At 72.2% G+C, this 23,539-nt stretch carries 20 protein-coding genes; 4 read left to right on the top strand and 16 right to left on the bottom strand.

The window, feature by feature from the left end:
• Window positions 1–10: 10 nt before the first annotated feature.
• From OG444_RS30555 to OG444_RS30540, 4 genes are all read right to left on the bottom strand, one after another.
• Window positions 11–2,077, bottom strand: coding sequence for a SpoIIE family protein phosphatase (locus tag OG444_RS30555; protein ID WP_327265221.1), 2,067 nt, complete (start codon window positions 2,075–2,077; stop codon window positions 11–13).
• Between the two features lie 150 nt (window positions 2,078–2,227).
• Window positions 2,228–3,337, bottom strand: coding sequence for a molybdopterin-dependent oxidoreductase (locus OG444_RS30550; RefSeq protein ID WP_327265220.1), 1,110 nt, complete (start codon window positions 3,335–3,337; stop codon window positions 2,228–2,230).
• A gap of 340 nt (window positions 3,338–3,677) precedes the next feature.
• Window positions 3,678–4,952: an aromatic amino acid transaminase gene (locus OG444_RS30545; RefSeq protein ID WP_327265219.1), complete on the bottom strand. Its 1,275-nt coding sequence runs from the start codon at window positions 4,950–4,952 to the stop codon at window positions 3,678–3,680.
• On the bottom strand, window positions 4,945–5,922 hold the full coding sequence (locus OG444_RS30540; protein ID WP_327265218.1) for a DMT family transporter: 978 nt from the start codon (window positions 5,920–5,922) through the stop codon (window positions 4,945–4,947). Before OG444_RS30540 ends, OG444_RS30545 begins: the two co-directional genes overlap by 8 nt.
• A 135-nt stretch (window positions 5,923–6,057) precedes the next feature.
• On the opposite strand from OG444_RS30540, the gene OG444_RS30535 reads away from it, so the two are divergent.
• Window positions 6,058–6,543, top strand: coding sequence for an Lrp/AsnC family transcriptional regulator (locus tag OG444_RS30535; protein ID WP_327265217.1), 486 nt, complete (start codon window positions 6,058–6,060; stop codon window positions 6,541–6,543).
• A gap of 19 nt (window positions 6,544–6,562) precedes the next feature.
• On the opposite strand, the gene OG444_RS30530 is transcribed toward OG444_RS30535, so the two are convergent.
• The 3 genes from OG444_RS30530 to OG444_RS30520 all read right to left on the bottom strand — a co-directional run bounded on the left by OG444_RS30530 (window position 6,563) and on the right by OG444_RS30520 (window position 9,437).
• Window positions 6,563–7,081 carry an O-acetyl-ADP-ribose deacetylase gene (locus tag OG444_RS30530; protein ID WP_327265216.1) on the bottom strand — a complete coding sequence of 173 codons (519 nt, stop codon included), beginning with the start codon at window positions 7,079–7,081 and terminating at the stop codon, window positions 6,563–6,565.
• Entirely contained in the window at window positions 7,081–8,499 is a 1,419-nt protein-coding gene (locus OG444_RS30525; protein ID WP_327265215.1) for a phytoene desaturase family protein, read from the bottom strand. Before OG444_RS30525 ends, OG444_RS30530 begins: the two co-directional genes overlap by 1 nt.
• 113 nt (window positions 8,500–8,612) lie before the next feature.
• A complete protein-coding gene (locus OG444_RS30520; RefSeq protein WP_327265214.1) occupies window positions 8,613–9,437 on the bottom strand; it encodes an inositol monophosphatase family protein in 825 nt (274 codons plus the stop codon).
• Window positions 9,438–10,076: 639 nt separating this feature from the next.
• Between OG444_RS30520 and OG444_RS30515 the strand changes: the two genes are divergently transcribed.
• Window positions 10,077–10,655 carry a fasciclin domain-containing protein gene (locus tag OG444_RS30515; RefSeq protein ID WP_327265213.1) on the top strand — a complete coding sequence of 193 codons (579 nt, stop codon included), beginning with the start codon at window positions 10,077–10,079 and terminating at the stop codon, window positions 10,653–10,655.
• A 98-nt stretch (window positions 10,656–10,753) separates the two neighbouring features.
• Here OG444_RS30515 and OG444_RS30510 read toward each other — a convergent pair whose 3' ends face one another.
• From OG444_RS30510 to OG444_RS30490, 5 genes are all read right to left on the bottom strand, one after another.
• A complete protein-coding gene (locus tag OG444_RS30510; RefSeq protein ID WP_327265212.1) occupies window positions 10,754–12,871 on the bottom strand; it encodes an MMPL family transporter in 2,118 nt (705 codons plus the stop codon).
• Window positions 12,872–13,106: 235 nt separating this feature from the next.
• Complete coding sequence (locus tag OG444_RS30505) at window positions 13,107–13,586, bottom strand: MarR family winged helix-turn-helix transcriptional regulator (protein WP_327265211.1); 480 nt, start codon at window positions 13,584–13,586, stop codon at window positions 13,107–13,109.
• A gap of 326 nt (window positions 13,587–13,912) precedes the next feature.
• Window positions 13,913–15,031 (bottom strand): MerR family transcriptional regulator, encoded by a 1,119-nt coding sequence (locus OG444_RS30500; protein WP_442810654.1) that lies wholly within the window; start codon window positions 15,029–15,031, stop codon window positions 13,913–13,915.
• A gap of 13 nt (window positions 15,032–15,044) precedes the next feature.
• The gene (locus OG444_RS30495; RefSeq protein WP_327265209.1) at window positions 15,045–15,773 is read right to left on the bottom strand and encodes an SDR family NAD(P)-dependent oxidoreductase; all 729 of its coding nucleotides are present in this window, start codon (window positions 15,771–15,773) and stop codon (window positions 15,045–15,047) included.
• A 77-nt stretch (window positions 15,774–15,850) separates the two neighbouring features.
• Window positions 15,851–16,360 (bottom strand): DUF427 domain-containing protein, encoded by a 510-nt coding sequence (locus OG444_RS30490; protein WP_327265208.1) that lies wholly within the window; start codon window positions 16,358–16,360, stop codon window positions 15,851–15,853.
• Between the two features lie 407 nt (window positions 16,361–16,767).
• Here OG444_RS30490 and OG444_RS30485 point away from each other — a divergent pair, with 407 nt between their 5' ends.
• Together OG444_RS30485 and OG444_RS30480 are read left to right on the top strand one after the other, a co-directional pair.
• On the top strand, window positions 16,768–18,276 hold the full coding sequence (locus tag OG444_RS30485; RefSeq protein WP_327265207.1) for a cryptochrome/photolyase family protein: 1,509 nt from the start codon (window positions 16,768–16,770) through the stop codon (window positions 18,274–18,276).
• Between the two features lie 276 nt (window positions 18,277–18,552).
• Window positions 18,553–18,732: a DUF6480 family protein gene (locus tag OG444_RS30480; RefSeq protein ID WP_327265206.1), complete on the top strand. Its 180-nt coding sequence runs from the start codon at window positions 18,553–18,555 to the stop codon at window positions 18,730–18,732.
• A 127-nt stretch (window positions 18,733–18,859) separates the two neighbouring features.
• Here the strand turns inward: OG444_RS30480 and OG444_RS30475 are convergent, their stop codons facing one another.
• The 4 genes from OG444_RS30475 to OG444_RS30460 are packed head-to-tail and all read right to left on the bottom strand — an operon-like array spanning window position 18,860 to window position 23,426.
• Window positions 18,860–19,858: a TIGR03842 family LLM class F420-dependent oxidoreductase gene (locus tag OG444_RS30475; protein WP_327265205.1), complete on the bottom strand. Its 999-nt coding sequence runs from the start codon at window positions 19,856–19,858 to the stop codon at window positions 18,860–18,862.
• Between the two features lie 22 nt (window positions 19,859–19,880).
• Entirely contained in the window at window positions 19,881–21,281 is a 1,401-nt protein-coding gene (gene hydA, locus OG444_RS30470) for a dihydropyrimidinase (RefSeq protein ID WP_327265204.1), read from the bottom strand.
• Between the two features lie 13 nt (window positions 21,282–21,294).
• Window positions 21,295–22,587: an aspartate aminotransferase family protein gene (locus OG444_RS30465; protein ID WP_327265203.1), complete on the bottom strand. Its 1,293-nt coding sequence runs from the start codon at window positions 22,585–22,587 to the stop codon at window positions 21,295–21,297.
• Complete coding sequence (locus OG444_RS30460) at window positions 22,584–23,426, bottom strand: nitrilase-related carbon-nitrogen hydrolase (protein ID WP_327265202.1); 843 nt, start codon at window positions 23,424–23,426, stop codon at window positions 22,584–22,586. The genes OG444_RS30465 and OG444_RS30460 overlap by 4 nt, the downstream gene beginning before the upstream one ends.
• Between the last annotated feature and the right edge of the window lie 113 nt (window positions 23,427–23,539).

Raw genomic sequence — 23,539 nt, 5'->3', positions numbered from 1 at the left:
CGGCCCGCGGTCACGTCTGCCGGGCGCGGGCCAGCAGTACCGCCACGTCGTCCTGCTGGGCGCACGGCAGGAGCGCCCGCAGGATCCCGTCGCACAGCCGCCCCAGGGGCTGCTCCACCCGGCGCAGGGCTCCTGCCAGCTGGGCCATCCCCTGGTCGAGGTCGCGGTCCCGGGCCTCGATGAGGCCGTCGGTGTAGAGCACGAGCAGGCTTCCCGGGGGCAGCCGTACCTCCTCGGTGCGGAAGTCCTGTCCGCCCGCGCCCAGCGGGGTTCCGGGCGGGCCGTCGAGGAAGGTGATGCTGCCGTCGGTGGCGACCACGGCGGGCGGCGGGTGGCCGGCGCGGGCGACCGCGCACACGCCTGACGCCGCGTCGTGGACGGCGTACACGCAGGTGGCCATCTCGTCCTCGCCCAGGTCGGCCACGACGGCGTCGAGGGAGCGCAGCAGCTGTGCCGGCGGTACGTCGTGGCGCGCGAGGGTCCGTACGGCTGTCCGCAGCTGCCCCATGACGGCCGCGGCGTGGACCCCGTGGCCCATGACGTCCCCGATGACCAGCCCGGTCCGGCCGCCGGGCAGCGGGATGGCGTCGTACCAGTCCCCGCCGACGTCGTGGTCGCTGGCGGGCAGGTAGCGCCCGGTGAGTTCGAGGCCCGGGACCTCGGGCAGCGCGCTGTTGGTGAGGCTGCGCTGGAGGGTCAGGGCCGCCTGGCGCTGCAGGGTGTACATCCGGGCGTTGTCGATGTTGAGGGCCGCGCGGGCGACCAGTTCGTCGACGAGGACGCAGTCCTCCTCGTCGAAGGGCTCGCGTTCGCGCGTGCGCGTCACGGCTACCGCGCCCAGCACCGTGCCTCGGGCGACCAGCGGGACGAGCCGGGCCGAGCCCAGGGTGGCGAGGTAGGTGCGCAGTGCCTCGGCCCGCGGGGAGGTGATCAGGGCCGGGATGTCGGACAGGTAGAGGTTCATCGGCCGGCCTTCGGAGATGACCTGCTCGTAGGTGGTGCCCGTGGGGATCTGGAAGGTCTGGCCGGCGGCGAGTTTCGCGGTGGGGGCCGTCGGGTCGGGAAAATGGGCCGCCAGGCGGCGCAGGACACCGCGGGTGGAGGCGGCGGGGACCGGGCCCTCGTCGGGGCCCAGGACGGCTTCCAGCAGCTGTACGTCGGCCGAGTCCGCGAGCTGCGGGACCAGGACGTCCACGATCTCCTGGGCGGTCTGGTGGAGGTCCAGGGTCGTGCCGATGCGGGTGCCCGCCTCGGCGAGCAGGGCGAACCGGTGGCGGGCCCGTTCGGCGTCGGCCTGGGCCTGCTGGCCCTCGGTGATGTCGATGAGCGAGGCGATCACGCCGAGCGCCCGGCCGGAGCCGTCCAGCAGTGGGGCGTAGGAGCAGGACCAGGTCCGGTCGTTCTCGGGGTCGGCGGGCGTGCGGCCGGTGCGGCGGACGTCGACGACGGCGGTGCCCCGGTCGAGGACCTGCCGCATCGTGGCCTCCAGTGCGACGGCGTTGACGCCGGGCACCACCTCGGTGAGCCGTTTGCCGAGGTGCTCGGCGGCGGAGACGCCGTTCATCCGGGCCAGGGCGTCGTTGACGCGCAGGAAGCGCAGGTCGGTGCCGAGGGTGGCGAGGCCGATGGGCGACTGGGTGAACAGGCTCTGGAGGGCGGCGAGGGAGTCCCGCATGTGGAGCACCTCGGAGGTCTCCACGGCGATGAGCAGCGCCCCCATCCGGCCCTGCGGGTCGACGGCGGGGACGATCCACATCTCCATCGGGACGCGGTGGCCGTCGCGGTGGCGCACGGGCAGGGTGCCGACGACGGTCTCGCCGGACTGGACGCGGCGGGTCAGCTGCTCGGCGAGCTCGTGGTTGGCCTCAGGCACGAGTACGGCGGCGCCGGGCAGGCCGATGATGTCCTCGGGGCGGTGCCCGAGGAGGTCCTGGGCGGCCAGCGACCACTCCACGATGCGCCCGTCGGCGTCCTCCCGCCACAGCGCGATCGGCAGCAGCTCGCGGAGTACGCCCGCGTACCCGACAGCCGCCGCCGGCGGATCGGGCACCTCGCTCGTCGACTGGTAAGTGTCCAACGCACCGACCTCACCCCGGGGGGCCTGATTCCTACCGATTCACCCTATCCGAGGCATGGACTCGGGGCTCTGTGTCGGCCGCCGGTCCCGGCGGTCGGCGGCCCGGCCGCCGGGAGGGGACCTGCGGGCGCCGCGCGTGGCGGGGAGGGTTCATACGACCACCACGTCGACGGAGGCCACGGGGTTGCAGCCGTAGCCGCCGGCGTTCCACGGGGCCGTGGCCGGCTGTACGTCGCCGTGGGCGTCGGTGGCACGGGACAGCAGCCGGTACGGGCCGGGCCGCTGCGGCGTCCACCGGTACGACCAGGCGCTCCAGCCGTAGGGGCCGGGGGCCGGTTCCAGGACGGCCTCGTGCCAGCCGCGCTCGTGGTGGCTGTCGTCCTCCTCCTCGTACTCGGCGCGCACCCCGACGCCCAGCAGCGGCACACCGCCGCCCGACCAGGCCCGGCCGCGGACGAGCGTCTCGTGGCCGCGGCGTACGGCCGTGTCCGGTTCGGGCTCGGTGATGAGCGACTTGACCCGCACGGCGGCCACCGGCCCGTCCGGGGTGCCGCGCGAGGCCACGTAGCTGTACTGCTCGGTCTGGAAGACGCCGGTGAACGGCCGGGTGACGGCCCGTGCCCCTACCAGCCACTTCACGTCGGCGACGGCGTAGCGCCCGGGGACCACCAGCCGGACCGGCGCCCCGTGCTCGGGGGCGAGCGGCTCGCCGTTCATGCGGGTGACGAGGAGGGTGTCCGGGTGGAGGGCGACGGCGAGCGGGATACTGCGCTCGAAGGCCGTCCGGCGGCCGCGCACGGGGCCGGAGTCGGCTCCGGTGAAGACGACCTCCACGGCCGCCGGGCCGATCAGGGCCCGTCCGGCGAGGGCACGGAAGGGCACCCCGGCGAAGTGCGCGCAGCCCACCGCCTGCTGGCTCCACGGAAGGCCGGGCGGGCGGGGTGCCATCAGGCCCCGGCCGTTGCCCGCGCACTCCACGACGACGTCCAGTTCCCGGTGCTCCATCGTGAGCAGTTCTTCGTAGCCGATGGCGAAGGGGGCGGCGGCCGCGGTGCCGCCGATCCGCAGCCGCCAGTCGCCGGGCGCGGTCCGTGGGACGCCGAAGTGGTCGCGTACGAAGAAGGCCCCCACGGGGGTGACGGGTTCGGCCAGGGCGGCCCACGGCGTCTGGGCGTTGTAGGGGTCGGCGGTGACCGTTTCGGGCGTCCAGACGGTGGCTCCGGGCCCTCGGAAATCGTGTGGGACGGGCCATGCGGTCATGGCAGCACCTTTCGTCGGGCTCCTGCCGGGCGCGACGCGGATTTCTTTACAGAGTACGTCTCCAGAAAGCCTTGACTGAGGGCAAATTGGGAGGAAACTCATCTATACACCGGATAACCGGAAAGAGCCGCACCTCCCTCTGGAGACGTCCTCAGGCCCGCGTGACCCTTGTCCAGGCTCTGGCCAGGCCCCCGGCAGCACTTGTCGACCACGGGAGCCATCGGCGACGGCGGATGGCTCATGGCAACGACGGACTGCCGGGGACTGTCATGTCCGGGGCCGGCGCGGCCCGGCCCGTGCGACCGCTACCGCTCCGGCTCCCCCGCTTCCTGCCGCGCTGCTACCCCTGGGACTGCACGGCGCCGGCCGTGGCCGGTCCGGACTGCTGCCGCGGGAGCGTCCGGAGCGCGTCGGCCGCCTCACCCGCGCTGCCCGCGCCGAGGACGCCCGCGATGCCCCGCGCGAGGCAGGGAATCCGGTGCGCGGGGATGCCCGCGATGTTGATCCGCCCCGAGGTCGTGCCGTAGATGGCGTACTGCCTGCGCAGCCGGAGCATCTGGGAGGCGTCCAGCGGCAGCATCGAGAACATGCCCTTCTGCCGGGCGAGCGAGCGCGCCTGCTCCGCGCAGCCGAGCGCGCTCAGGTGCGCGACCAGGTCGGCCCGGTTGTCCATGATCCGGCCCCGCATGACGTCCAGCTCCACCCGCCAGGCGGCGCGCAGCCCCTCGTCCTGCAGGATCGTGGTCACGACGGCCGCGCCGTGCTCGGGCGGCATCGAGTACAGGGTCCGGGCGGCGTTCTGCAGGGCGGTCTCGGCGTGCCGGACGGCCCGGTCCGAGGCGCCCAGCACGATGGCGCAGCCGACGCGGTCGCTGTAGAGGCCGAAGTTCTTCGAGCAGCTGACCGCGATCAGCATTTCCGGCACCCGGGCCGCCATCATCCGCGTGGGCAGCAGGTCGGACTCCAGGCCGTCGCCGAGCCCGTGGTAGGCGAGGTCCACGAAGGGCACCCAGCCGCCGCGGACGGCCGACTCGGCGAGCGCCTCCCAGTCGTCGAGCAGCGGGTCCACACCCGTGGGGTTGTGGCAGCAGCCCTGGAGCAGGACGACGTCGTCCCGCTGCGCTTCCCGCAGCTCCCGCAGCACTCCGGCCGTGTCGAAGCCGCCCTCGGCGTCGCGCCAGCCGTAGGTGCGCACGCGCAGTCCGGCGGCCTCCAGGATGGGCCGGTGGTTGACGTAGGCCGGGTCGCTGATCCACACCGTGGCGCCCGGGCGGGTCCGGCAGATCAGATCGGCCAGCAGCCGCAGCGCGCCGGACCCGGCGACGGTCTGGACGGCCGCGGCGCGGTCGGTCGGCCCGCCCGGGCCCAGGACCAGCTCCAGCAGGGAGCGGTTGAAGGCGGCGTTGCCGGAGAGCCCGCGGTACTCCTTGGAGGCGGAGCGCTCCGCCAGGCGGATCTCGGCCTCGCGCACGGCCGTCATGACGGGCGTGGTTCCGCTCTGGTCCCGGTAGACGCCGAGGACGAGGTTCAGACGTTCGGGCCGCTCGTCGCTGCCGAACTCGTAGGTGAGGTCCCACAGCGGGTCGGTGGGCGGCGTGGGGAGGAGCTCAAGCATCTGCGGGAACCTTGGGTCGTGGGCGGCGGTTGGCGAGGACGACGCCGGCGGTGATGAGGGGTACGCCGACGAGCACGGCGAGGGTCGGGGTCTCGCCGAGCAGCGGAATGGCGAGCAGGACGACGGCGACGGGGCTCAGGCTGCCGACGACGGCGCTGCGCTCGGCGCCGAGCCGGCGGATGGCGAAGGCGTACAGGAGGCCCGCGCACAGTCCGACGCCCAGTCCCTGTACGACGAGGAACAGCGCGATGTCGCTGCCCGCCGCGTGCGCGATGCCGGTCGGGAGCACCCCGGTGAGGACCAGGACGCCGATCACCGCGAAGGAGGGCAGGCAGAGCAGGCCGATCGATCCGACGGGATCGAGGTCCACCTCGCGCAGTCCCACCGTGTAGAGGGCCCACAGCCCGCTGGCCACGAGGAGCGTGCCGGCGCCGGCGAGTACGTCCGTGTCGACCGGTACGACGTAGCGCCAGACGAGGGCGATCACTCCGGCCGCGATCAGGGCGAGCCCTGCCGTCTGCGTCCCGCGGGGGAGGCCGTGGCCGCGACGGATCATGATCGCGGAGACGAAGAGCGGGACCATGCCGGGGACGATGGAGCCGACGAAGGCGGCGGAGGTCAGGGCGCCGCCGTGCATCGCGGCCAGGAAGAAGGGCACCCCCGCACCGCAGACGATCTTCACGGCGGGTCCGGGCCGCACGGCGGCGATGGCGCGACGGCGCCGCCACAGGGCGGGGAACAGGACGACCAGGGGGACACCGAACCGCAGCAGGGCGGCGTCGGCGGGAAGCAGCGAGGAACCGGCCAGGGCCCGGGCGCTGAGCGCGAAGGCCGCCCAGATCGACACGGTGACCAGCAGGGCCAGCATGCCCTCGGTCTGTGGGGAGAGCCCGCGCCGGCCGGGGTGTCCGGCCCGCGGGCCCGCCGCATCGGGAGGCAGGGTCGCCCGGGTGGTGTTCGTCGCGACCAAGGAAGTGCTCCAGCCTCTGAGACCCGGACCGATCCGGTCCGTGCGAGGGCAACGCTAGGGCTTGGGCCGGGGCAGCCGATTGCCAGTTCTGCCTCTCGGACATACGTTTGGGGCAGAATCTGCCAAGGAGTGACCATGGACGCAGTCGATCTGCAGATCATCAGGGAGTTGCAGGCCGACGGCCGCCTGTCCAACCAGGACCTCGCCGACCGTGTCCGGCTGTCCCCGTCGCCCTGTCTGCGCCGGGTACGACGGCTGGAGGAGGCGGGCCTGATCCGCGGCTACACGGCCATGGTGGACCAGGTCGCCTTCGGGCTTCCGGTCACCGTCTTCGTCCGGATCCGCCTGGAACGCCACACGGCGGAAGCGGTGCGGCTGTTCGAGGAGCACGTCGCCGTCATCGAGCACATCCAGGACTGCTACCTGATGGCGGGCAGCAGCGACTACCTGCTCCGCGTCGTCATCGAGGACCTGGAGGCCTACGAGTCCCTGGTGCGCCACCGGATCCACGCCATCCCCGGGATCGCCTCGATCGAATCGAGCTTCGCGTTCGGCAGCGTCAAGCAGTCCCGGACCTACCCCCGGCCCGCGCCGGGCGCGGCGGGACGCTCCGCGCGCTGACGGATCCCCGGGGTGCGCCTCAGCCGGCGGCGGCCACCGCCGCCTCGAATACCTCGAAGGCGGCCGCGTCGTAGAGCACGAACCGCACCTCCTGCACCTCGGTCCGGGCGCCGCGCACCGTCTCCACCGCGATCCGCGCCCCGTCGTCCATCGGCCAGCCGTAGATTCCGGTGGAGATGGCCGGGAAGGCGACCGTGCGGGCTCCCAGCCCGTCGGCAACCCGCAGCGATTCGCGGTAGCAGGAGGCCAGCAGCTCGGAGCGGTCCTCGTCGCGCGAGAAGACCGGGCCCACCGTGTGGATGACGTGCCCGGCGGCGAGCCGCCCGGCCGTGGTGGCGACGGCCCGGCCCGTCGCCAGCCCCTTGCCGTAGTGCGAGCGGCGCAGGTCCTCGCAGGCCGCGAGGATCTCCGGCCCGCCGCGCCGGTGGATGGCGCCGTCGACCCCGCCGCCGCCGAGCAGCGAGGAGTTGGCCGCGTTGACGATGGCGTCGGCCTTCTCCGCGGTGATGTCGCCGCGGACCAGGGTGATACGGACCATCAGGAGCCCTTTCGCAGGTGCCGCCAGACCGCCTTCGCGGCGTTGTGCCCGGACATGCCGTGCACGCCCGGGCCCGGCGGGGTCGCCGAGGAGCAGAGGAAGACCGCCGGGTGGGCCGTCGAGTACGGGGTGAGGGACAGCTTGGGGCGCAGCAGGAGCTGGAGTCCCGAAGCGGCCCCGCAGGCGATGTCCCCGCCCACGTAGTTGGGGTTGCGGGCGGCGAGCCGGGGCGGGCCGGCCGTGGCGCGGGCGAGCACCAGGTCGCGGAATCCCGGGGCGAAGCGCTCCAGTTGGGATTCGACGGCCTCGGTGAGATCGCCGTCCCAGCCCGCGGGGACGTGTCCGTACGCCCAGAACACGTGCTTGCCCTCGGGTGCCCGGCTCGGGTCGACCAGGCTGGGCTGCGCGGTGATGAGGAAGGGGTTGCGCGGGGCCCGGCCGCCGGAGGCGAGCTGCAGGGCGGCGTCGATGTCCCGGGCGCGCGGGCCGATCTGGACGGTGCCGGCGCGGCGCGGCTCCTCGGCCGTCCACGGAACGGGGCCGTCCAGCGCGTAGTCGAGCTTGAACACCGAGGCGCCGTACCGGTAGCCGTCGTACGCGCGCCCCAGGCGGGCGATCCGGGCCAGCGCGGTCGGCGAGGTGTCGAAGACGTAGGCGCGTGCCGGCGGGAGGTCGTCGAGCCGCTTGACCTCGAAGCCGGTGTGGACGGTCCCGCCGAGGTCGCGCAGGTATCCGGCGAGGGCGTCGGAGACGGACTGCGAGCCACCGCGCGGCATCGGCCAGCCGTTCGCGTGCGCGGCCAGCGCGAAGACGAGGCCGACGGCGCTGGTGGCGATCCCGTCGAGCGGTGCGATGACGTGGGCGACGAGGCCCGCGAACAGCGCGCGGGCCCGTTCGTCGCGGAAGCGGCTCAGGAGCCAGGTGGAGGGCGGCAGTCCGCGGAGGCCGAAGCGGGCGAGCGTGAGCGGGTCCCGGGGCAGGGCGGTGCTCGGCAGCGACATGAAGTCCCGGGCCAGGGTGTCCCATTTGCCGAGGAACGGACCGACCAGTCGCCGGTAGGCGCCCGCGTCGCGCGGCCCGAGGGACGCCGCCGTCTCGGCGACCGAGCGGGACAGGACGGCGGCCGTGCCGTCGTCGAAGGGGTGCGCCATGGGCAGCGGGGCGTGCAGCCACTCCAGCCCGTACCTCTTCAGCGGCATCGTGGCGAAGACCGGCGAGCCGATGCCGAGCGGGTGCACCGCCGAGCAGGGGTCGTGCCGGAAGCCGGGAAGGGTGAGCTCCTCGGTCCGGGCGCCGCCGCCGACCGTGTCGGCGGCTTCGAAGACCGCCACCGAGAAGCCGCGCCGGGCCAGTTCGACGGCGGCCGTCAGCCCGTTCGGCCCCGCCCCCACCACGACCACATCGAGAATCGACGGCACTTGCGACTCCTTCGTTTCCGGCGGCGCCTGCACCCCCAGGATATTCCGCCGCACGCGGCGGGCCGGACACCTCTCGGCCGGTCCGGGATCCGTCCGGACCGGCCCGGACCCGCTCAGGCGCCCCGGAGCAGCTCCCGGATGCGTACGGCCGTGGGCTCGTCGCGCCCGACCGCGAACGGCAGCGCGTTGTCCCGGTCCACCCGGAAGGGGACACCGTCGACGGTGCTCTGCGCCCCGCCGGCCTCGGCGACCAGCAGCAGCCCGGCCGCGTGGTCCCAGGCCGAGGGCCAGGTGAAGGCCAGGCCGTCCATCTCCCCGCGGGCCACCTTCAGGTACTCCAGGCCCGCCGAACCGCACGGCCGGGCCGCGACGCCGGGCACGTCGAGGCGGGCCAGGGTCCGCTTGTCCGCGTCGCTGGTGTAGAGCGGGTGGGCGATGGCGACCTTCAGGGCCTCGCCCGCGTCGGGCGAACCGCTCCTGATCGGGTTGCCGTTGACGTACGCGCCCTGTCCGCGCACGGCGGTCGCCAGCTCCTCCAGCGCCGGGGCGAAGGTCCAGGAGGCGAGGATCTCCCCGCGCAGCGCCAGGGCGACCAGGGTGCAGAAGGCGGGGTCGCCATTCACGAACTGCCGGGTGCCGTCGACGGGGTCGACGATCCACACCGGGGCGTCGGCGCGCAGCGCCGCGTAGACGCCCGGGTCGGCGTGCACGGCTTCCTCGCCGACGACGGCGGAGCCGGGCAGCAGTCGCGTCAGCGCGGCCGTGAGGTGCTCCTCGGCCTTGCGGTCGGCCACGGTCACCAGGTCGTGGGGGCCGTTCTTCTCATCGACCTCGTGCTCGGCGAGCTGCCTGAATCGCGGCATGATCTCGATGGCCGCCGCCTTGCGGACGGCCTCTTCCACATCGGACAGGCCATGGGCCAGGAACTCATCGATCATGCCCCCAGCAAAGCACGCCGGGCCGACAAACCCCACCGCCAATCCCGGACGGGCGCCCGGACACCGGGTGTCCGCCGGGTGAACCGCCCCCGGGGCACGGGAAGGCCCCGGCCGGCGGGGGATCCGGTCGGGCCTTCGGCCGGGGCGCAGGACCGGTGGCCGGCCGTGCGGGTCAAGGCCGTCCGCCGGCCGCCCGGGTGAGGCGGTGCAGGGCCAGGGCGATGCAGGCCGCGAGGGCCCACGGACGGCCTGCTGCCGGTGCTGGACGCCGTTCCCGCGACCGCAGGGTCTTCCGCCCACACGATGTCCGCGGAGCCGCCCGGGAAGCGGCCGGTGCAGGCGGGGCATCCGGCGGTGACGGCGCCGATCAAGGCCAGGACTGGTTCCGGCCAACGCCACAGCGCTGCCCCGACCTTGATGTCGTTGATGCGACACCGAGCAGCCGGGCCTCGATCACTGCGATGACGCGTGACGCCGGTTGGACGTCCAGACCCGTCAGACGACGCGCAAACGATGCACGACCGGGCAATCGCTGTCGGGCCCATCCGAAACCCCGGTCCGGACCGAATGCTCTGTGAGAGCACCGCCGGGCCGTGGTCTCCGCGCCCGTGGGGACCCGCTCCGCGGAAGGAGCGCATCATGAACATCTCGCACACACGCCACCGTGCCGCCGCGGCGTTCGCAGCCGCGGCCCTCCCCCTGTCCTTGGGGGTCCTCGCCCCACAGGCCTGGGCCGGACAGGGCGACGTGCCGTTCGGACCCGGCTGCGCCTCCGTGCCGAAGGAGGGCGCGGGCAGCTTCACCGACATGGCCGAGGAACCGGTCGCCACAGCGGCTTCGAGCAACCCGGCTCTGTCCACTCTCGTGGCGGCCGTCGAGCGGGCCGGACTCGTGGACACACTGAACAACGCGAAGGACATCACGGTGTTCGCGCCGACCAACGACGCCTTCGCGAAGATTCCCAAGGCAGACCTGGACAAGGTGCTGGCGGACAAGGACACGCTGACGAAGATCCTCACCTACCACGCCGTGGGCCGGACGGTCGACAAGGCCGACCTGGCGGACGGGTCGTTCGAGACCCTGGAGGGCGGCACGCTCACCACCGGCGGATCCGGGGACGCCTACAAGGTGAACGACACGGCCACCATCGTCTGCGGTGACGTGGCCACCTCCAACGCCACCGTCCACATCATCGACACCGTCCTGATGCCCAAGTAATCCCGGGCGGGTTGGGCCGCCGCTCCCGGCTCTCCACGGCTTCCGCGGCAGCCGAGGACCGGGGACGGCGGCACGTTCCGGCCGCCGCCGGACGCGGTTCAGCCTCCGAGCGCCGTGGCCTGCGCCTCCCGGGCGGACGGGCGACCGAGCGGTCCGGGCCACCAGGCATGCCGGCCCAGGTCGCGGACGAGGGCGGGCACCAGCAGGGACCGTACGACCAGGGTGTCGAGGAGGACGCCGAAGGCGACGATGAACGCGATCTGGAGCATGAAGGCCAGGGGAATCACTCCCAGGGCCGCGAAGGTCGCGGCGAGTACGACGCCGGCCGAGGTGATGACGCCGCCGGTGGCGGTGAGTCCGGTCAGCAGCCCCTGGCGGACCCCGTGCTTCATGGACTCCTCGCGGACCCGGGACATCAGGAAGATGTTGTAGTCCACGCCGAGGGCGACGAGGAAGACGAACCCGTAGAGCGGCACCGAGGCGTCGGTGCCGGTGAAGCCCAGTACGTGCTCGAAGACGAGAGAGGCGACGCCGAGGGTGGCCGCGAAGTTCAGCGCGACGGTGGCGACCAGCAGGACCGGCAGGACCAGAGAGCGCAGGAGTGCCACGAGGATGAGCAGGATGATCGCGAGGACCACCGGGACGATGAGCATCCGGTCGCGTTCGGCGGTGCGCTGGGTGTCGTACTGCTGGGCGGTGTAGCCGCCGACGAGCGCGTTCGCGTCGGGCACGGCGTGCACGGCGGTGCGCAAGCGGGCGACGGCGTCCTTGGCGGTGTCGCTGTCCGCCGCCGCGGACAGCGTGGCGTCGATCCTCACCCGCCCGTCGACGACGAGCGGCGAGGCGGGCGCGGGCCGGCCGGTGGCGTCGACCGGGGCGGCCGAGTCGATGCCGTCGACCTGGGCCGCCGCCTCCGCCACTCGGGCGGCTGCGGGTGCGTCGGCGATGATCACGGCGGGGTTGCCCGAGCCGGCGGGGAAGTGGCGTCCGAGGGTGGCCTGTGCGGCCACGGAGGGCGCGTCGTTGACGAAGATCTCGTCGAGCGGGACCCCCCGGGAGTTCAGGGCCGGGGCGAACGCGGCGCAGGCCACAAGGGCCACCAGGGTGGCCGTCCAGACCTTCCGCGGGGCGCGATCCACCAGTGCGGCGATCCGGCGCCAGATACCGTGCGACCCGTCCGCCGAGCCCTCCGCCTTGGGCCGGGCGGGCCAGTACGAGGCCCTGCCGGTCAGTACCAGCACCGCGGGCAGGAAGGTCAGCGTGCTGAGCACGGCGCAGCCGATGCCGATGGCTCCCACCGGTCCCAGCGCGCGGTTGTTCGACAGATCGCTCGCCAGCAGCGCGATCAGGCCGAGCGCCACGGTGGCAGCACTGGCGACGATCGGCCCGAACGAGCGGCGCAGAGCCGCCCCCATCGCTGCGTATCGCTCGACTCCCGGCCGGCCCAGTTCCTCACGGTAGCGGGCCGAGAGCAGCAGGGCGTAGTCGGTGGCGGCCCCGATCACCAGGATCGAGAGGATCCCTTGCACCTGCCCGTCGACGCGTACGACGCCCGCGTCCGCGAGCCAGTAGACGATGCCGCACGCCAGTCCCAGGGCGAACACCGCCCCCAGGATGATCGCCAGGGGCAGCAGGACGCTGCGGTACACGAGGAGCAGGATCAGCAGGACCGTGGTCAGGGCGACCCCGAGGAGCAGTCCGTCGATGCCGGCGAACGCGCCCGAGAGGTCGGCCTGCGTCGCCGCCGGCCCCGCGATCCACACGGTGGTGCCGGACACGGCCTGGGCGCGCTCGCGGATCGTGCCGAGGGTTTCGGTCAGCTCCTCGCCGAGGTCCGGTCGGAGCTGGACGATCGCGCGGAGGGCTTCGCCGTCCTCGGCGGGCAGTGCGGGCGAGGGCGCTCCGACCACGCGCGAATCGCCCGCGAGGCCGGCCATCGTGACGGTCGCCCGCTCCTGGGACCCGGAGGCGAGGGGGCCACCGCCGCGCGCCGTCCATACGACGATCGCCGGCAGGGTCTCCGCCTGCCGGAAGGCACGCCGCTCCTCGATGACGCGGGTGGATTCGGCGCTGCGGGGCAGGAACGCGGCTTGGTCGTTGCTGGAGACCTCGCCCAGCTTCCCCGCGTACGGGCCGAGGCCGCCGCCGATCGCGAGCCATACGACGAGCAGGGCAAGGGGAAGCAGGAAGCGCCAACGGGACGGACGGCTGGTCATCTGGGCTCCGAGTCCTATCACAACAATTAAGAATCTCAATGATTGAAATAAATTGTGACACGAACGACCCGCTGCTCCGCATCCGGGTTGCCGGACAGCATCCGGACAACGGTGCACGCACTCTTCACCCGCAGGCGGTGTCTTGGATGCACCGGAACTTTCGCCCGTCGGGCGGGCTTTGCCCGTCGTCGACACAGCGCGTGGGCGGCTGGTCGGCAGTGGCCGGCCGGAAGGGTCAGCGGCGCGGTACGCGCAGGTCTGCCAACTCGTCGTTGAGGGCGGTGAGGAACCGCAGCGCGGTAGCCAGCTCTTGCTCGTCGAAGCGGTCGGCCGCCCGGGCGGCGGCCTCTGCCAGCGGCAGGAAGTGCCGGCGCGCGGCCGCGCGGGCCCCGGTCTCGTAGTGGATGTGGACCACCCGGCGGTCCGCGGTGTCGCGGGTCCTGCGGATGTGGCCGGCCTTCTCCAGTCGGTCGAGGCAGGCGGTGACCGCACCCGAGGTCAGGCCCAGGTGCTCGCGCAGCCGCCCCGGGGTGAGGGGTTCCGGGCTGTCCAGAACCACGGCGAGGGCCTGTACGTCGGTCGAGTGCAGTCCCTGCGCATGAGCGAAGCCGTGGACCAGCCTGCTGATCTCCCCGTGCGTACGCCGCAGGGCGACGGCGAAAGCCTGGAGGCTGCCGGGAGGGCTGGTCGGGTCTTGGTCATCGCTGCTGGCCACACGATCAGCCTATAGAAGCCTTCCCGTCTCCCGTTGCGGCGGGCGCCGGGGCCGGCCGACGGACTCGTTCGCGTTCTGCCTGGTGCCGGGCGTGCCCGGCGTGGCGTGATGGGTCCGTGCGCGGCGTGACCGCTGGAGGCTCTGCGCCCATTACAAGATCGCCGATGCGCCGTCCGACCGTGCTCGCGGACGCGAACTCGCCTCGGCCGCAGCCGCCGTACGACCGCCCGCGGTCTCGGCCCATGATCACGACCGCCTCCCGGACCGCGTGGTGGTCACGGGCGAGCCGGTGTGTCTGCCGCGCGTGCAGCGTGAGGTCCTGGCACTCACGTACTCAGGCGATCTGACGCAGGTGCAGACCGCGCGCCGGGTCGGCGGGCGGTGCCTGTGCGGTGCTGCGCCCGGCTTCGCGCCGCGGTCGGCGAGCCGGTCAGCTGTCGGCCGTCGGCTGATGCGGGGGCCGTCAGCGGAGCGGAGACAGCAGCGCAATGCCGAGCCAGTACCTCCAGCGCCTCGCGTAGACCACCGGGCCGCATCATGCCCGCGGTCAAGGGACTGTTCCTCCAGCCCGGGCCGGCCAGCAGCACCAGCGGGTGCGTCCGGGCGCCCCTGACGCCGAAGCCGGTGCCGACGATGTGGCGGGCCAGGTTGTGGTCGGCGGTGCGGCGGGCCTGGGACCACAGGACGACGGCGGACGGGCCCACCCGCCGTACCGACGCGTTCAGGGCCTCGGCGGGGACCGCGGCTCCCAGGATGCGGGTCGGCAGTCCGCGTTCGGCCAGGCCCGCGGCAAGTGCTTCGAGAGGGAGGGTGTGCTGCTCGTCGGGGACGCAGGCCATCAGCACCGGAGGGGCATCCCGGGCCGGCGGAGGAGCATTGCCGGTGAACCGGCGCAGTGCGGTGGAGATGTGCCAGGAGAGCAGGTGCTCGACTTCGATGTAGCGGTCGTCGGAGGACTCCCACTTGCGGCCCACGGCGTGCAGGGTCGGCGCCATGACCTCTTCCCATGCGATCACGAGCCCCTGGGTGGCCATCAGTTCGGCCAGCTGCTCGTCCATGGTCAGGCTGTCGAGTCGGACCGCGGCCCGGGCCAGGCCCCGGAACGCGTGGCGGACGTCGCCGAGCGGCAGTCCCTCGCTCGAGCCCGGGGCGCGAACGGGCCGCGGAACGACGGAGGAGGCCGGTCGCGTACGAGCCGGACGGGGCCGGCCCGCCCGGGACAGCGCCACACCGGCCGCCTCCGACGGGGGCACTCCGGAGGTGGTCAGCCGACACATGTCCTCCAGCATCGCGATGTCCTCGGGGGTCCAGCGCCGGTGGCGCCCGTCCTCGCGGGCCGCCGGGCCCATGCCGTACCGCCGGTCCCAGGACCTGAGCGTCGTGGGTGAGATCCCAAGGCGTCTGGCCACGGATCCGGTTGTGACGCGGGGCGACGTGTCAGGCATGGCACCCCACCCCCTAGAACGCGGAATCCACGCGTGTACGGAGCACGGAGCTTGCGGCGCGTCGCGGCAGATGACCCGGTCCCCCGCGGGCGGCCAGTATCGGCACGACGACCAGGCGGTCCACTGCTTCCTCCGGATCGGCTCCCGGCCCGAGTGCCGGGGCCCGGCCCACCACCGCGCGCCCGGCGAAACCGGTGTCGAGGTGGGGCAGACGCACGTCCGTGACCGTGATCCCCTGGCGTCGGGCCTCCCGGCCGGCCACTCCCAGCCAGGTCGCCAGCGCGGTCTTGGACGCCGCGTAGTCAGCCATGCCCAGAGCCGGCCGGTCCACGATCTCGCCGGTCACCACGACGGCCGCACCACCCTCGGACAGCACTCCGATCGCGCCGCGCACCATGGCGATCGGAGCCATGGCATTGACAGTGAAAAGATGCTCGCACACTGTGTCGGTCACCTCCGGGGCCCGCCCGAAGCCGGCCACACCGATCGTCACCACGAGCGCGTCGAGCCCGTCGAGTGCAGCCTTCGCCCATGCCGACAGGCCCGCGCAGCGGTCCAGGTCGTAGGCGTCGAACACGCACCACGGCAGGCCGCCGAGCGCCTCGGCCCGCTGCGCGATCCGGCCGCGGTTGCGCCCCGCCAGCGCGACCGAGGCACCGAGCCCGGCAAGCCGGCGAGCCGCGATGCCGCCGACTTCGCCGCCGGCACCCACGACAAGGACCCGCACGTCCGATCCACGCATGAGCACTCCCTCCGCAGGATCCCCCTGCCCTTGGTTCGCCTGCCGGGCTGTCCCCGGATGCACGGCATCCGCCCACGTCACCAGCCCACGGTCCCGGGCCCTCCCTTGAAAGGACCTGTGATCTCGTCCGTGATCCACCCGCCGTAGAACCCGCCCGGCTGGGCCCGCACCCGCTCGCCGTCCACCGTGCACGCATCGACCCGGCCGGGGTAGAACGCGAGATGGCCCCTGATCGATGCGTAGCCCGGGTGCGGCGCCTCGTAGCTCCACGCCACCTCGGGCTCCGGCGGACGGTCCGACGCGAGAGCGAGGTTCCAGTAGGTGGCCACGCCCTTCCACTCGCATACGCTCCGCCGCTCCGAGGCGGACAGGAATGCGACACGCACATCCGCCCGTGGAATGCAGAAAACCGGCGGATGGCTGGTCTCCAGCACCCGCAGGCAGCGCCGGGAGTCTGCCAGCGCCACACCCGCGTGACACACCACCACGTGCCGTGTGTCAGCCTCGATCCGGGGTGGGCGGGGATAGTCCCACACCGACTCCCGGCTCCGGGAACCGCCACCGTCTCCTGTGTATTTTCCGCCCATGAGAAGCCTCCCGTCCGTCTGGTGACGGCGCGGCCTCACATACTGTCCAGCCGGCCGCCGCCCTTGAGGGCCATGGCGAACGTGCGGAGCGAACCTCGTCCGCCGGTCCAGGATGTGTTACTGCGCCTTGTTTTCTCTTCGCCCGAATCAGCATGCATGGATGCCTGGGCGGTGGTTCCGGCTGCCGTACGGCACGCAAGCGGCCCTGCTCGCTCCCCTCCGCTGCGGCAGCCGGGTGTCTGGCTGCAGGCCGGGAGCACGGCTGCATCCGGACCCCGGCCGCACGCCGAACAAGGGAGGGGACCGGACGCGCACAAGGCGCTCCATCCGTACTCAGGAGCGCCTGTGGCGATCTTGACGGGCCGTGCCCGAAAGCGCCGCGGGCCACGACGACACGAGGCGGCCGCATGAACAGCACGCACTGGCTCTTCGGGGACCAGCTGGGACCGGCCTTCACCGCCGCGGGGGAGGACGGCGGGCCCTCCCGCGAGAGTCCGGTGGTGATGATCGAATCACGGGCCGTATTCCGGCGCCGCCGGTTTCACCGGGCCAAGGCCCACCTGATTCTTTCAGCGATGCGGCACCGCGCCGCCGAACTCGGCGACCGCGTCGTCTACGTCAAGGCCGACACCTACCGTGAGGGCCTGCGCCGGGCGGTGGGCGGCAAGCCCGTCACCGTCTGCCACCCGACCTCCCGGGCCGCGGCGGTCTTCGTGAACTCCCTGGACAACGTCACGGTCCTCCCTCCCCGCGGCTTCCTCATCACCCGGGAGGAGTTCGCCGCATGGGCTGCCTCCCACCCCGGAGGCGGGCTGCGGATGGAGAACTTCTACCGCCATGTGCGCAGGGAACACGACCTGTTGATGGACGGGGGCGAACCGGTGGGAGGACAGTGGAACCTCGACCACGACAACCGGCAGCCCCCGCCGCGGGGAGCTCGGACGCTTGGTTCCCCCGCCCCCTACCGCCCTCGCGAGGACGAGATCGACGCCTTGGTCCGCGAGGACCTCGACCGCTGGGAGCGCACCGGCGATGTCTGTTTCGTCGGCCGGGACGGCCCCCGGCTCTTCCCCGCCGACAGGCGAGAGGCGCTCGCCGCACTTCGGCGCTTCGTCGACCTCCGGCTCCCGGGCTTCGGCGCCCACGAGGACGCCATGCTGGCTGCCGATCCCGTACTGAGCCACAGCCTGCTGTCCTCCTCCCTCAACCTGGGCCTGCTGGATCCCTCCGAGTGCGTGAGCCGTGCAGAGACCGCCTGGCGAACGGGCAGGGCACCGCTCAACTCCGCCGAGGGCTTCATCAGGCAGGTCGCCGGCTGGCGCGAGTACGTCTGGCACCTGTACTGGCACTTCGGAGAGGACTACCGGAAGTCCAACGCCCTGGGGCACACCGCTCCCCTGCCCGCCTGGTGGGTCTCGCTCGATGCCGACGCCGTATCGGCCCACTGCCTCTCGACCGTACTCCGCCAGGTCAGGGACACCGGATGGACCCACCACATCCCACGGCTGATGGTCCTCGGCAGCTACGCCCTCCAGCGGGGCTGGGACCCGGAAGCCCTCACCGACTGGTTCCACCGCTCCTTCGTCGACGGCTACGACTGGGTGATGCTGCCCAACGTGGTCGGCATGTCCCAGTACGCCGATGGCGGCCGGATGACCACCAAGCCCTATACGTCCGGCGGCGCTTACATCAACCGCATGAGCGACCTCTGCGGGCCGTGCCGCTACCGCCCCGGCTCCCGCGTCGGCGAAGACGCCTGCCCGTTCACCGCCGGCTACTGGTCCTTCCTCCACCGCCACCAAGCCCTCCTGAGGCACAACGCCCGCACGGCCGGCGCCGTGCGGGGTCTCGACCGGCTGGACGATCTGCCGCAACTGCTCCGCCAGGAACACGACCGGGAGGGCGAGGCGCCCTGAGGTCTCGGCCGTCCGAACGCTGTTCGAAACCTGTGGCTCGTCGAGGAGGGGACACAGATGCGGGACCGCGGAGGGCGTCGACTGATACGGCGGTGCATCCGGGGGCGGCGCACGAGGCGAATGAGGGGTGAAATGGCCGGGTCGCTCGGCCTGGCTCTCGCGCACCACGAGCGTGCAGAAACCCTTGTTCCTGCCGATGCGTCGGCAACCGGCGAAGACCTGATCCGTGCAGCAGGCGTCAGGGGACAGAGAAGAGAACCGGAGGGAGCGTGAGCCATGTCCGATCCACTCGTACCGCCTGAGGAAACCCCACCGGCCGAAGGATCGACAGCGGAGGCACACCAGGAACGCGCGGATGGCGGCGTCTGGGAGCATCCCGCATTCTGGCTGTGGCTGATAGTCGCCGGCGCTCTGCTCGTCGGCGCGTTCTTCATCGCACGGATCTTCGGCCTGTGACCTGGCCCAGCGCACTGCCGGCCAGTGATCCGTCCTCACCTCCACGGCGTGTTGTCCCGGGGCCGAGCGCCGTCGGCAGCCCGCTGCGGGGCCGGCCTCCCGGTCGGCCCCGCGGTGCGCGTGGGGGTCAGTTGAACGACGGGATGATGTGCTGGCCGTACGCGTCGATCGTTGCCTCCCGTGCGTCGTGCATGTCGTAGACGGCGAACTGGTCGACTCCCAGGTCGCGCAGGGTCCTCAGCTTCTCGATGTGCGCCTCGACCGGGCCCAGCAGGCAGAAGCGGTCGACGATCTCGTCGGGGACGAAGTCGGTGGACGGGTTCCCGGCCCGTCCGTGGTGGCTGTAGTCGTAGCCCTCGCGGGACTTGATGTACTCGGTCAGCTCGTCGGGAACCATCGACGAGTGCTCTCCGTAGCGGCCGACCAGGTCGGCGACGTGGTTGCCGACCATGCCGCCGAACCAGCGGCACTGGTCCCGGGCGTGCGCGAGGTCCTCGCTCACGTACGCCGGGGCCGCCACGCAGATGGTGATCTCCGCCGGGTCCCGGCCGGCCGCCACGGCGGCCTCGCGGACCGACTTGACCATCCACTCGGTCAGGTAGGGGTCGGCCAGCTGGAGGATGAAGCCGTCGGCCTTCTCCCCCGCCAGGGCCAGCGCCTTCGGCCCGTACGCCGCCATCCACACCGGGAGCTTCCCGTCGCGGACCCACGGCAGGCGGATCGGGTTGCCGTCGACCAGGGCCTCGCGGCCCTCGGCCAGGTCCCGGATGACGTCGATGGCCTCGCCGAGCCGGGCCAGGGTGTTGGGCTTGCGCCCGGCGACCCTCATCGCCGAGTCCCCGCGCCCGATCCCGCAGACGGTGCGGTTGCCGAACATGTCGTTGAGTGTGGCGAAGGTGGAGGCGGTCACTTCCCAGGTGCGGGTGCCGGGGTTGGTGACCATGGGGCCGATGTGCAGCTTGCGGGTGTGTTCCAGGATCTGGCTGTAGATGACGAACGGCTCCTGCCACAGCACGGCGGAGTCGAAGGTCCAGCCGTAGCGGAAGCCGTTGCGCTCGGCGCGCTTCATGAGGCTGACGACCTGGGATGCGGGCGGGTCGGTCTGCAGGACGAGGCCGAAGTCCATACGGGCGGCTCCTTGACGCTCTTTACAGGTACTGGCAGGTGGAGCGGTGGACGAAGGCGCCGTGGCCGGCCCGGCCGGTGAATTCGCGCTGGTCGATGACGAGTTCGCCGCGCGAGAGCACGGTGTCGACGCGTCCGGTGATCCGCTTGCCCTCGTACGCCGAGTAGTCCACGTTCATGTGGTGCGTCTCGGCGGAGATGACCTGCTCGGCGTGCGGATCGTAGAGGACGATGTCGGCGTCGGAACCCGGCGCGATGGTGCCCTTCTGCGGGTAGAGACCGAACATCCGGGCCGGGCTCGCACAGGCGATCTCGATCCAGCGTCGGCGGCTGATGTGCCCGTCCAGGACGGCCTGGTGGAGGAGGTCCATGCGGTTCTCCACCCCCGGCAGCCCGTTGGGGATCTTGGAGAAGTCCCCGCGGCCCAGCTCCTTCTGGCCCCGGAAACAGAAGGGGCAGTGGTCGGTGGAGACCACCTGGAGGTCGTTGGTCCGCAGGCCCCGCCACAGCGCCGCCTGGTGCTCCCGGGGACGCAGCGGGGTGGAACACACGTACTTGGCGCCCTGGAAGTCGGGCTCCTCCAGGTTGTCGGTGGACAGGAACAGGTACTGCGGACAGGTCTCCCCGAAGACGGGGAGACCCTTGTCGCGGGCGGCGGCGAGCTCGGCGACCGCTTCCTCCGCGGAGACGTGGACCACGTACAGCGGGGCGCCGGCGACCCGCGCCAGCTGGATGGCCCGGTGGGTGGCCTCGGCCTCCAGCAGCACCTTGCGGACCTCGCCGTGGTGGCGGGGGTCGGTCTCCCCGCGGGCGAGGGCCTGTTCGACGAGTACGTCGATCGCGATGCCGTTCTCGGCGTGCATCATGATCAGCCCGCCGTTGGCGGCGCCGCGCTGCATGGCCCGCAGGATCTGTCCGTCGTCGCTGTAGAAGACTCCGGGGTAGGCCATGAACAGCTTGAAGGAGGTGACCCCCTCACCGACGAGGTGGTCCATCTCCTTGAGCGTCCTCTCGTTGACGTCCGAGAGGATCATGTGGAAGGCGTAGTCGATGGCGCAGTTGCCGTCGGCCTTGGCGTACCAGGTGTCGAGTCCCTCGCGCAGGGAGTGGCCCACGCTCTGCACGGCGAAGTCGACGATGGTGGTGGTGCCGCCCCAGGCGGCGGCTCTGGTTCCGGTCTCGAAGGTGTCGGAGGCCGAGGTGCCTCCGAAGGGGAGTTCCATGTGGGTGTGCGCGTCGACCCCGCCGGGGATGACGTACTTCCCGGTGGCGTCGATCGTACGGTCGGCCGTCCAGGCCCCGGCGGCCGCCGAGCCGTGCGCGGCCAGCGCCGCCACGCGGCCGTCCTCGATCAGGACGTCCGCGTGGACCTCGTCGGAGGCGGTGACGACGAGGCCGCCGCGGATCAGGGTGCGGATGCTCATGTGATCCCCCTACTCAAATGCTGCGCAAGGCCTGTTCGAGGATCTCGGCGCCCTCTTCCGCCTCGGCGACGGTGAGGGAGAGCGGCGGCGCGATGCGCAGCACGCTGGTGTTGTACCCGCCGCCCTTGCCGAGCAGCAGGCCGCCCTCGCGGGCCGCCTCCAGGACGGCGGCGGCCGCGTCCGGGTCGGCCTCGTCGGTGCCGGGCTTGGTGAGTTCCAGGCCGGCCATCAGGCCCCGGCCGCGGACCTCCCGTACGGCGGGCACGGTGGCGGCGATCCCCCGCAGCCGCTCCAGGAGCAGGCCGCCGACGCGGCGGGCGTTGCCCTGGAGGTCGTGCTCCAGCAGGTACGCGAGGTTGGCGACGCCGGCCGCCATGGTGACCGGGGAACCGCCGAAGGTGGAGATGGAGTTGGAGTCCAGGCAGTTCATCACCTCGGCACGGGCCACGACCCCGCCGATGGACATGCCGTTGCCGATGCCCTTGGCGAAGGTGAGGATGTCCGGCGGGCCGTTCTGGGCGTGCGCCTGCCAGCCCCAGAAGTGCTCACCGGTGCGACCCCAGCCGGTCTGCACCTCGTCGCTGATCCACAGGATGCCGTGGCGGTCCAGGACCTCCCGGAAGGCACCGTAGAGGCCGTCGGGCGGTGAGGTGAAGCCGCCGACGCCCTGGATCGGCTCGGCGATGAGGGCGGCCACTCCCCCGCGGGCCTGGCCGAGCACGTCCTCCAGGTCCGCGACGGCGGCGGCGGTGAAGGCCGCGTCGTCCAGGTGGGCGAGCGGGCCGCGGGTGCGGACGGCGCCCTGGACGTAGTACGTCTGGAGCGGCGAGAGGCTGGTCGGGGACCAGCCGCGGTTGCCGGTGATCGAGACGGTGGAGAAGGACCGGCCGTGGTAGCTGTTGCGCATCGCCAGGATCTGGTTGGAGCGGCGGTACGTCGTCGCGAGCAGCAGGGCGGTGTCGTTGGCCTCGGTACCGGAGGTGGTGAAGAAGACCCGGGCGTCGGGGATGCCGGAGAGGGCGGCGACCCGCTCGGCCAGCTCGATCATCGGCCGGTTGAGGTAGAGCGTGGAGGAGTGGATGATCCGCCCGGCCTGCTCGGACACGGCCTTGGTGACCTCGGGCAGGGCGTGGGCGGTCATCGTGGTGAGGATGCCGCCGAAGAAGTCGAGGTAGCGGTTGCCGTCCGCGTCCCAGACGTGACGGCCCTCGCCGTGGGTGAGCTCGATGGGGTGCTTGTAGTAGAGCGCGAGCCAGTCGGGCAGCACGGTGCGGTGGCGGTTGTGGAGCGGGGTCGGGTTGGTCACGGCTGTACGAGCCCTCCGTAGGCGTCGGGACGGCGGTCGCGGTAGAAGGCCCACTGGTCGCGGACCTCCTTGATCAGGTCGAAGTCGAGGTCGCGGACGACGAGTTCCTCGTCCTTGTCGCTGGCGACCTCCCCGACGAACTGGCCGCGCGGGTCGACGAAGTAGCTGGTGCCGTAGAAGTCGTTGTCGCCGTACTCCTCCTGGCCGACGCGGTTGATGGCGGCGATGAAGTACTCGTTGGCGACGGCGGAGGCGGGCTGCTCCAGCTGCCACAGGTATGCGGACAGGCCTCGGGAGGTGGCGGACGGGTTGTAGACCAGCTGGGCTCCGGCCAGGCCCAGTTGGCGCCATCCCTCGGGGAAGTGGCGGTCGTAGCAGATGTAGACGCCGATCCGGCCGACGGCGGTGTCGAAGACGGGCCAGCCGAGGTTGCCCGGACGGAAGTAGTACTTCTCCCAGAAGCCTTTGACCTGGGGAATGTGGTGCTTGCGGTACTTGCCCAGGTAACTGCCGTCGGCGTCGATGACGGCGGCGGTGTTGTAGTAGAAGCCCTCGCTCTCCAGCTCGAAGACCGGTACGACGATCACCATGCCGGTCTCGCGGGCCAGGTCCTGCATACGGCGTACGGTCGGGCCGTCGGGGACGGCCTCGGCCCAGCGGTAGTGCTCGGGCTCCTGGACCTGGCAGAAGTAGGGGGCGTTGAAGACTTCCTGGAAGCCGATGATCTTCGCGCCCTCGGCAGCCGCCCGGCGGGCGTACTCCTCGTGTTTGGCGATCATCGAATCGGTGTCTCCGGTCCAGGTGGCCTGGACCAGCGCGGCGCGGACGACTTGGGCCATGAGCTGCTCCTCGCGACGGGAACGCCGGGTTCTACGCACGTAGACGGTGTGCGTAGGGAGTAGAACGTAGGCCTCGTCACAGCGTGGGGCAAGAGCGCCGTGCGCGGTTGGAG

This window comes from Streptomyces sp. NBC_01232 (assembly GCF_035989885.1).
Classification (GTDB): Bacteria; Actinomycetota; Actinomycetes; order Streptomycetales; family Streptomycetaceae; genus Streptomyces.
The sequence above is the reverse complement of the archived record's forward strand: the minus strand, read 5'-3'. Positions and strand labels throughout refer to the sequence as shown.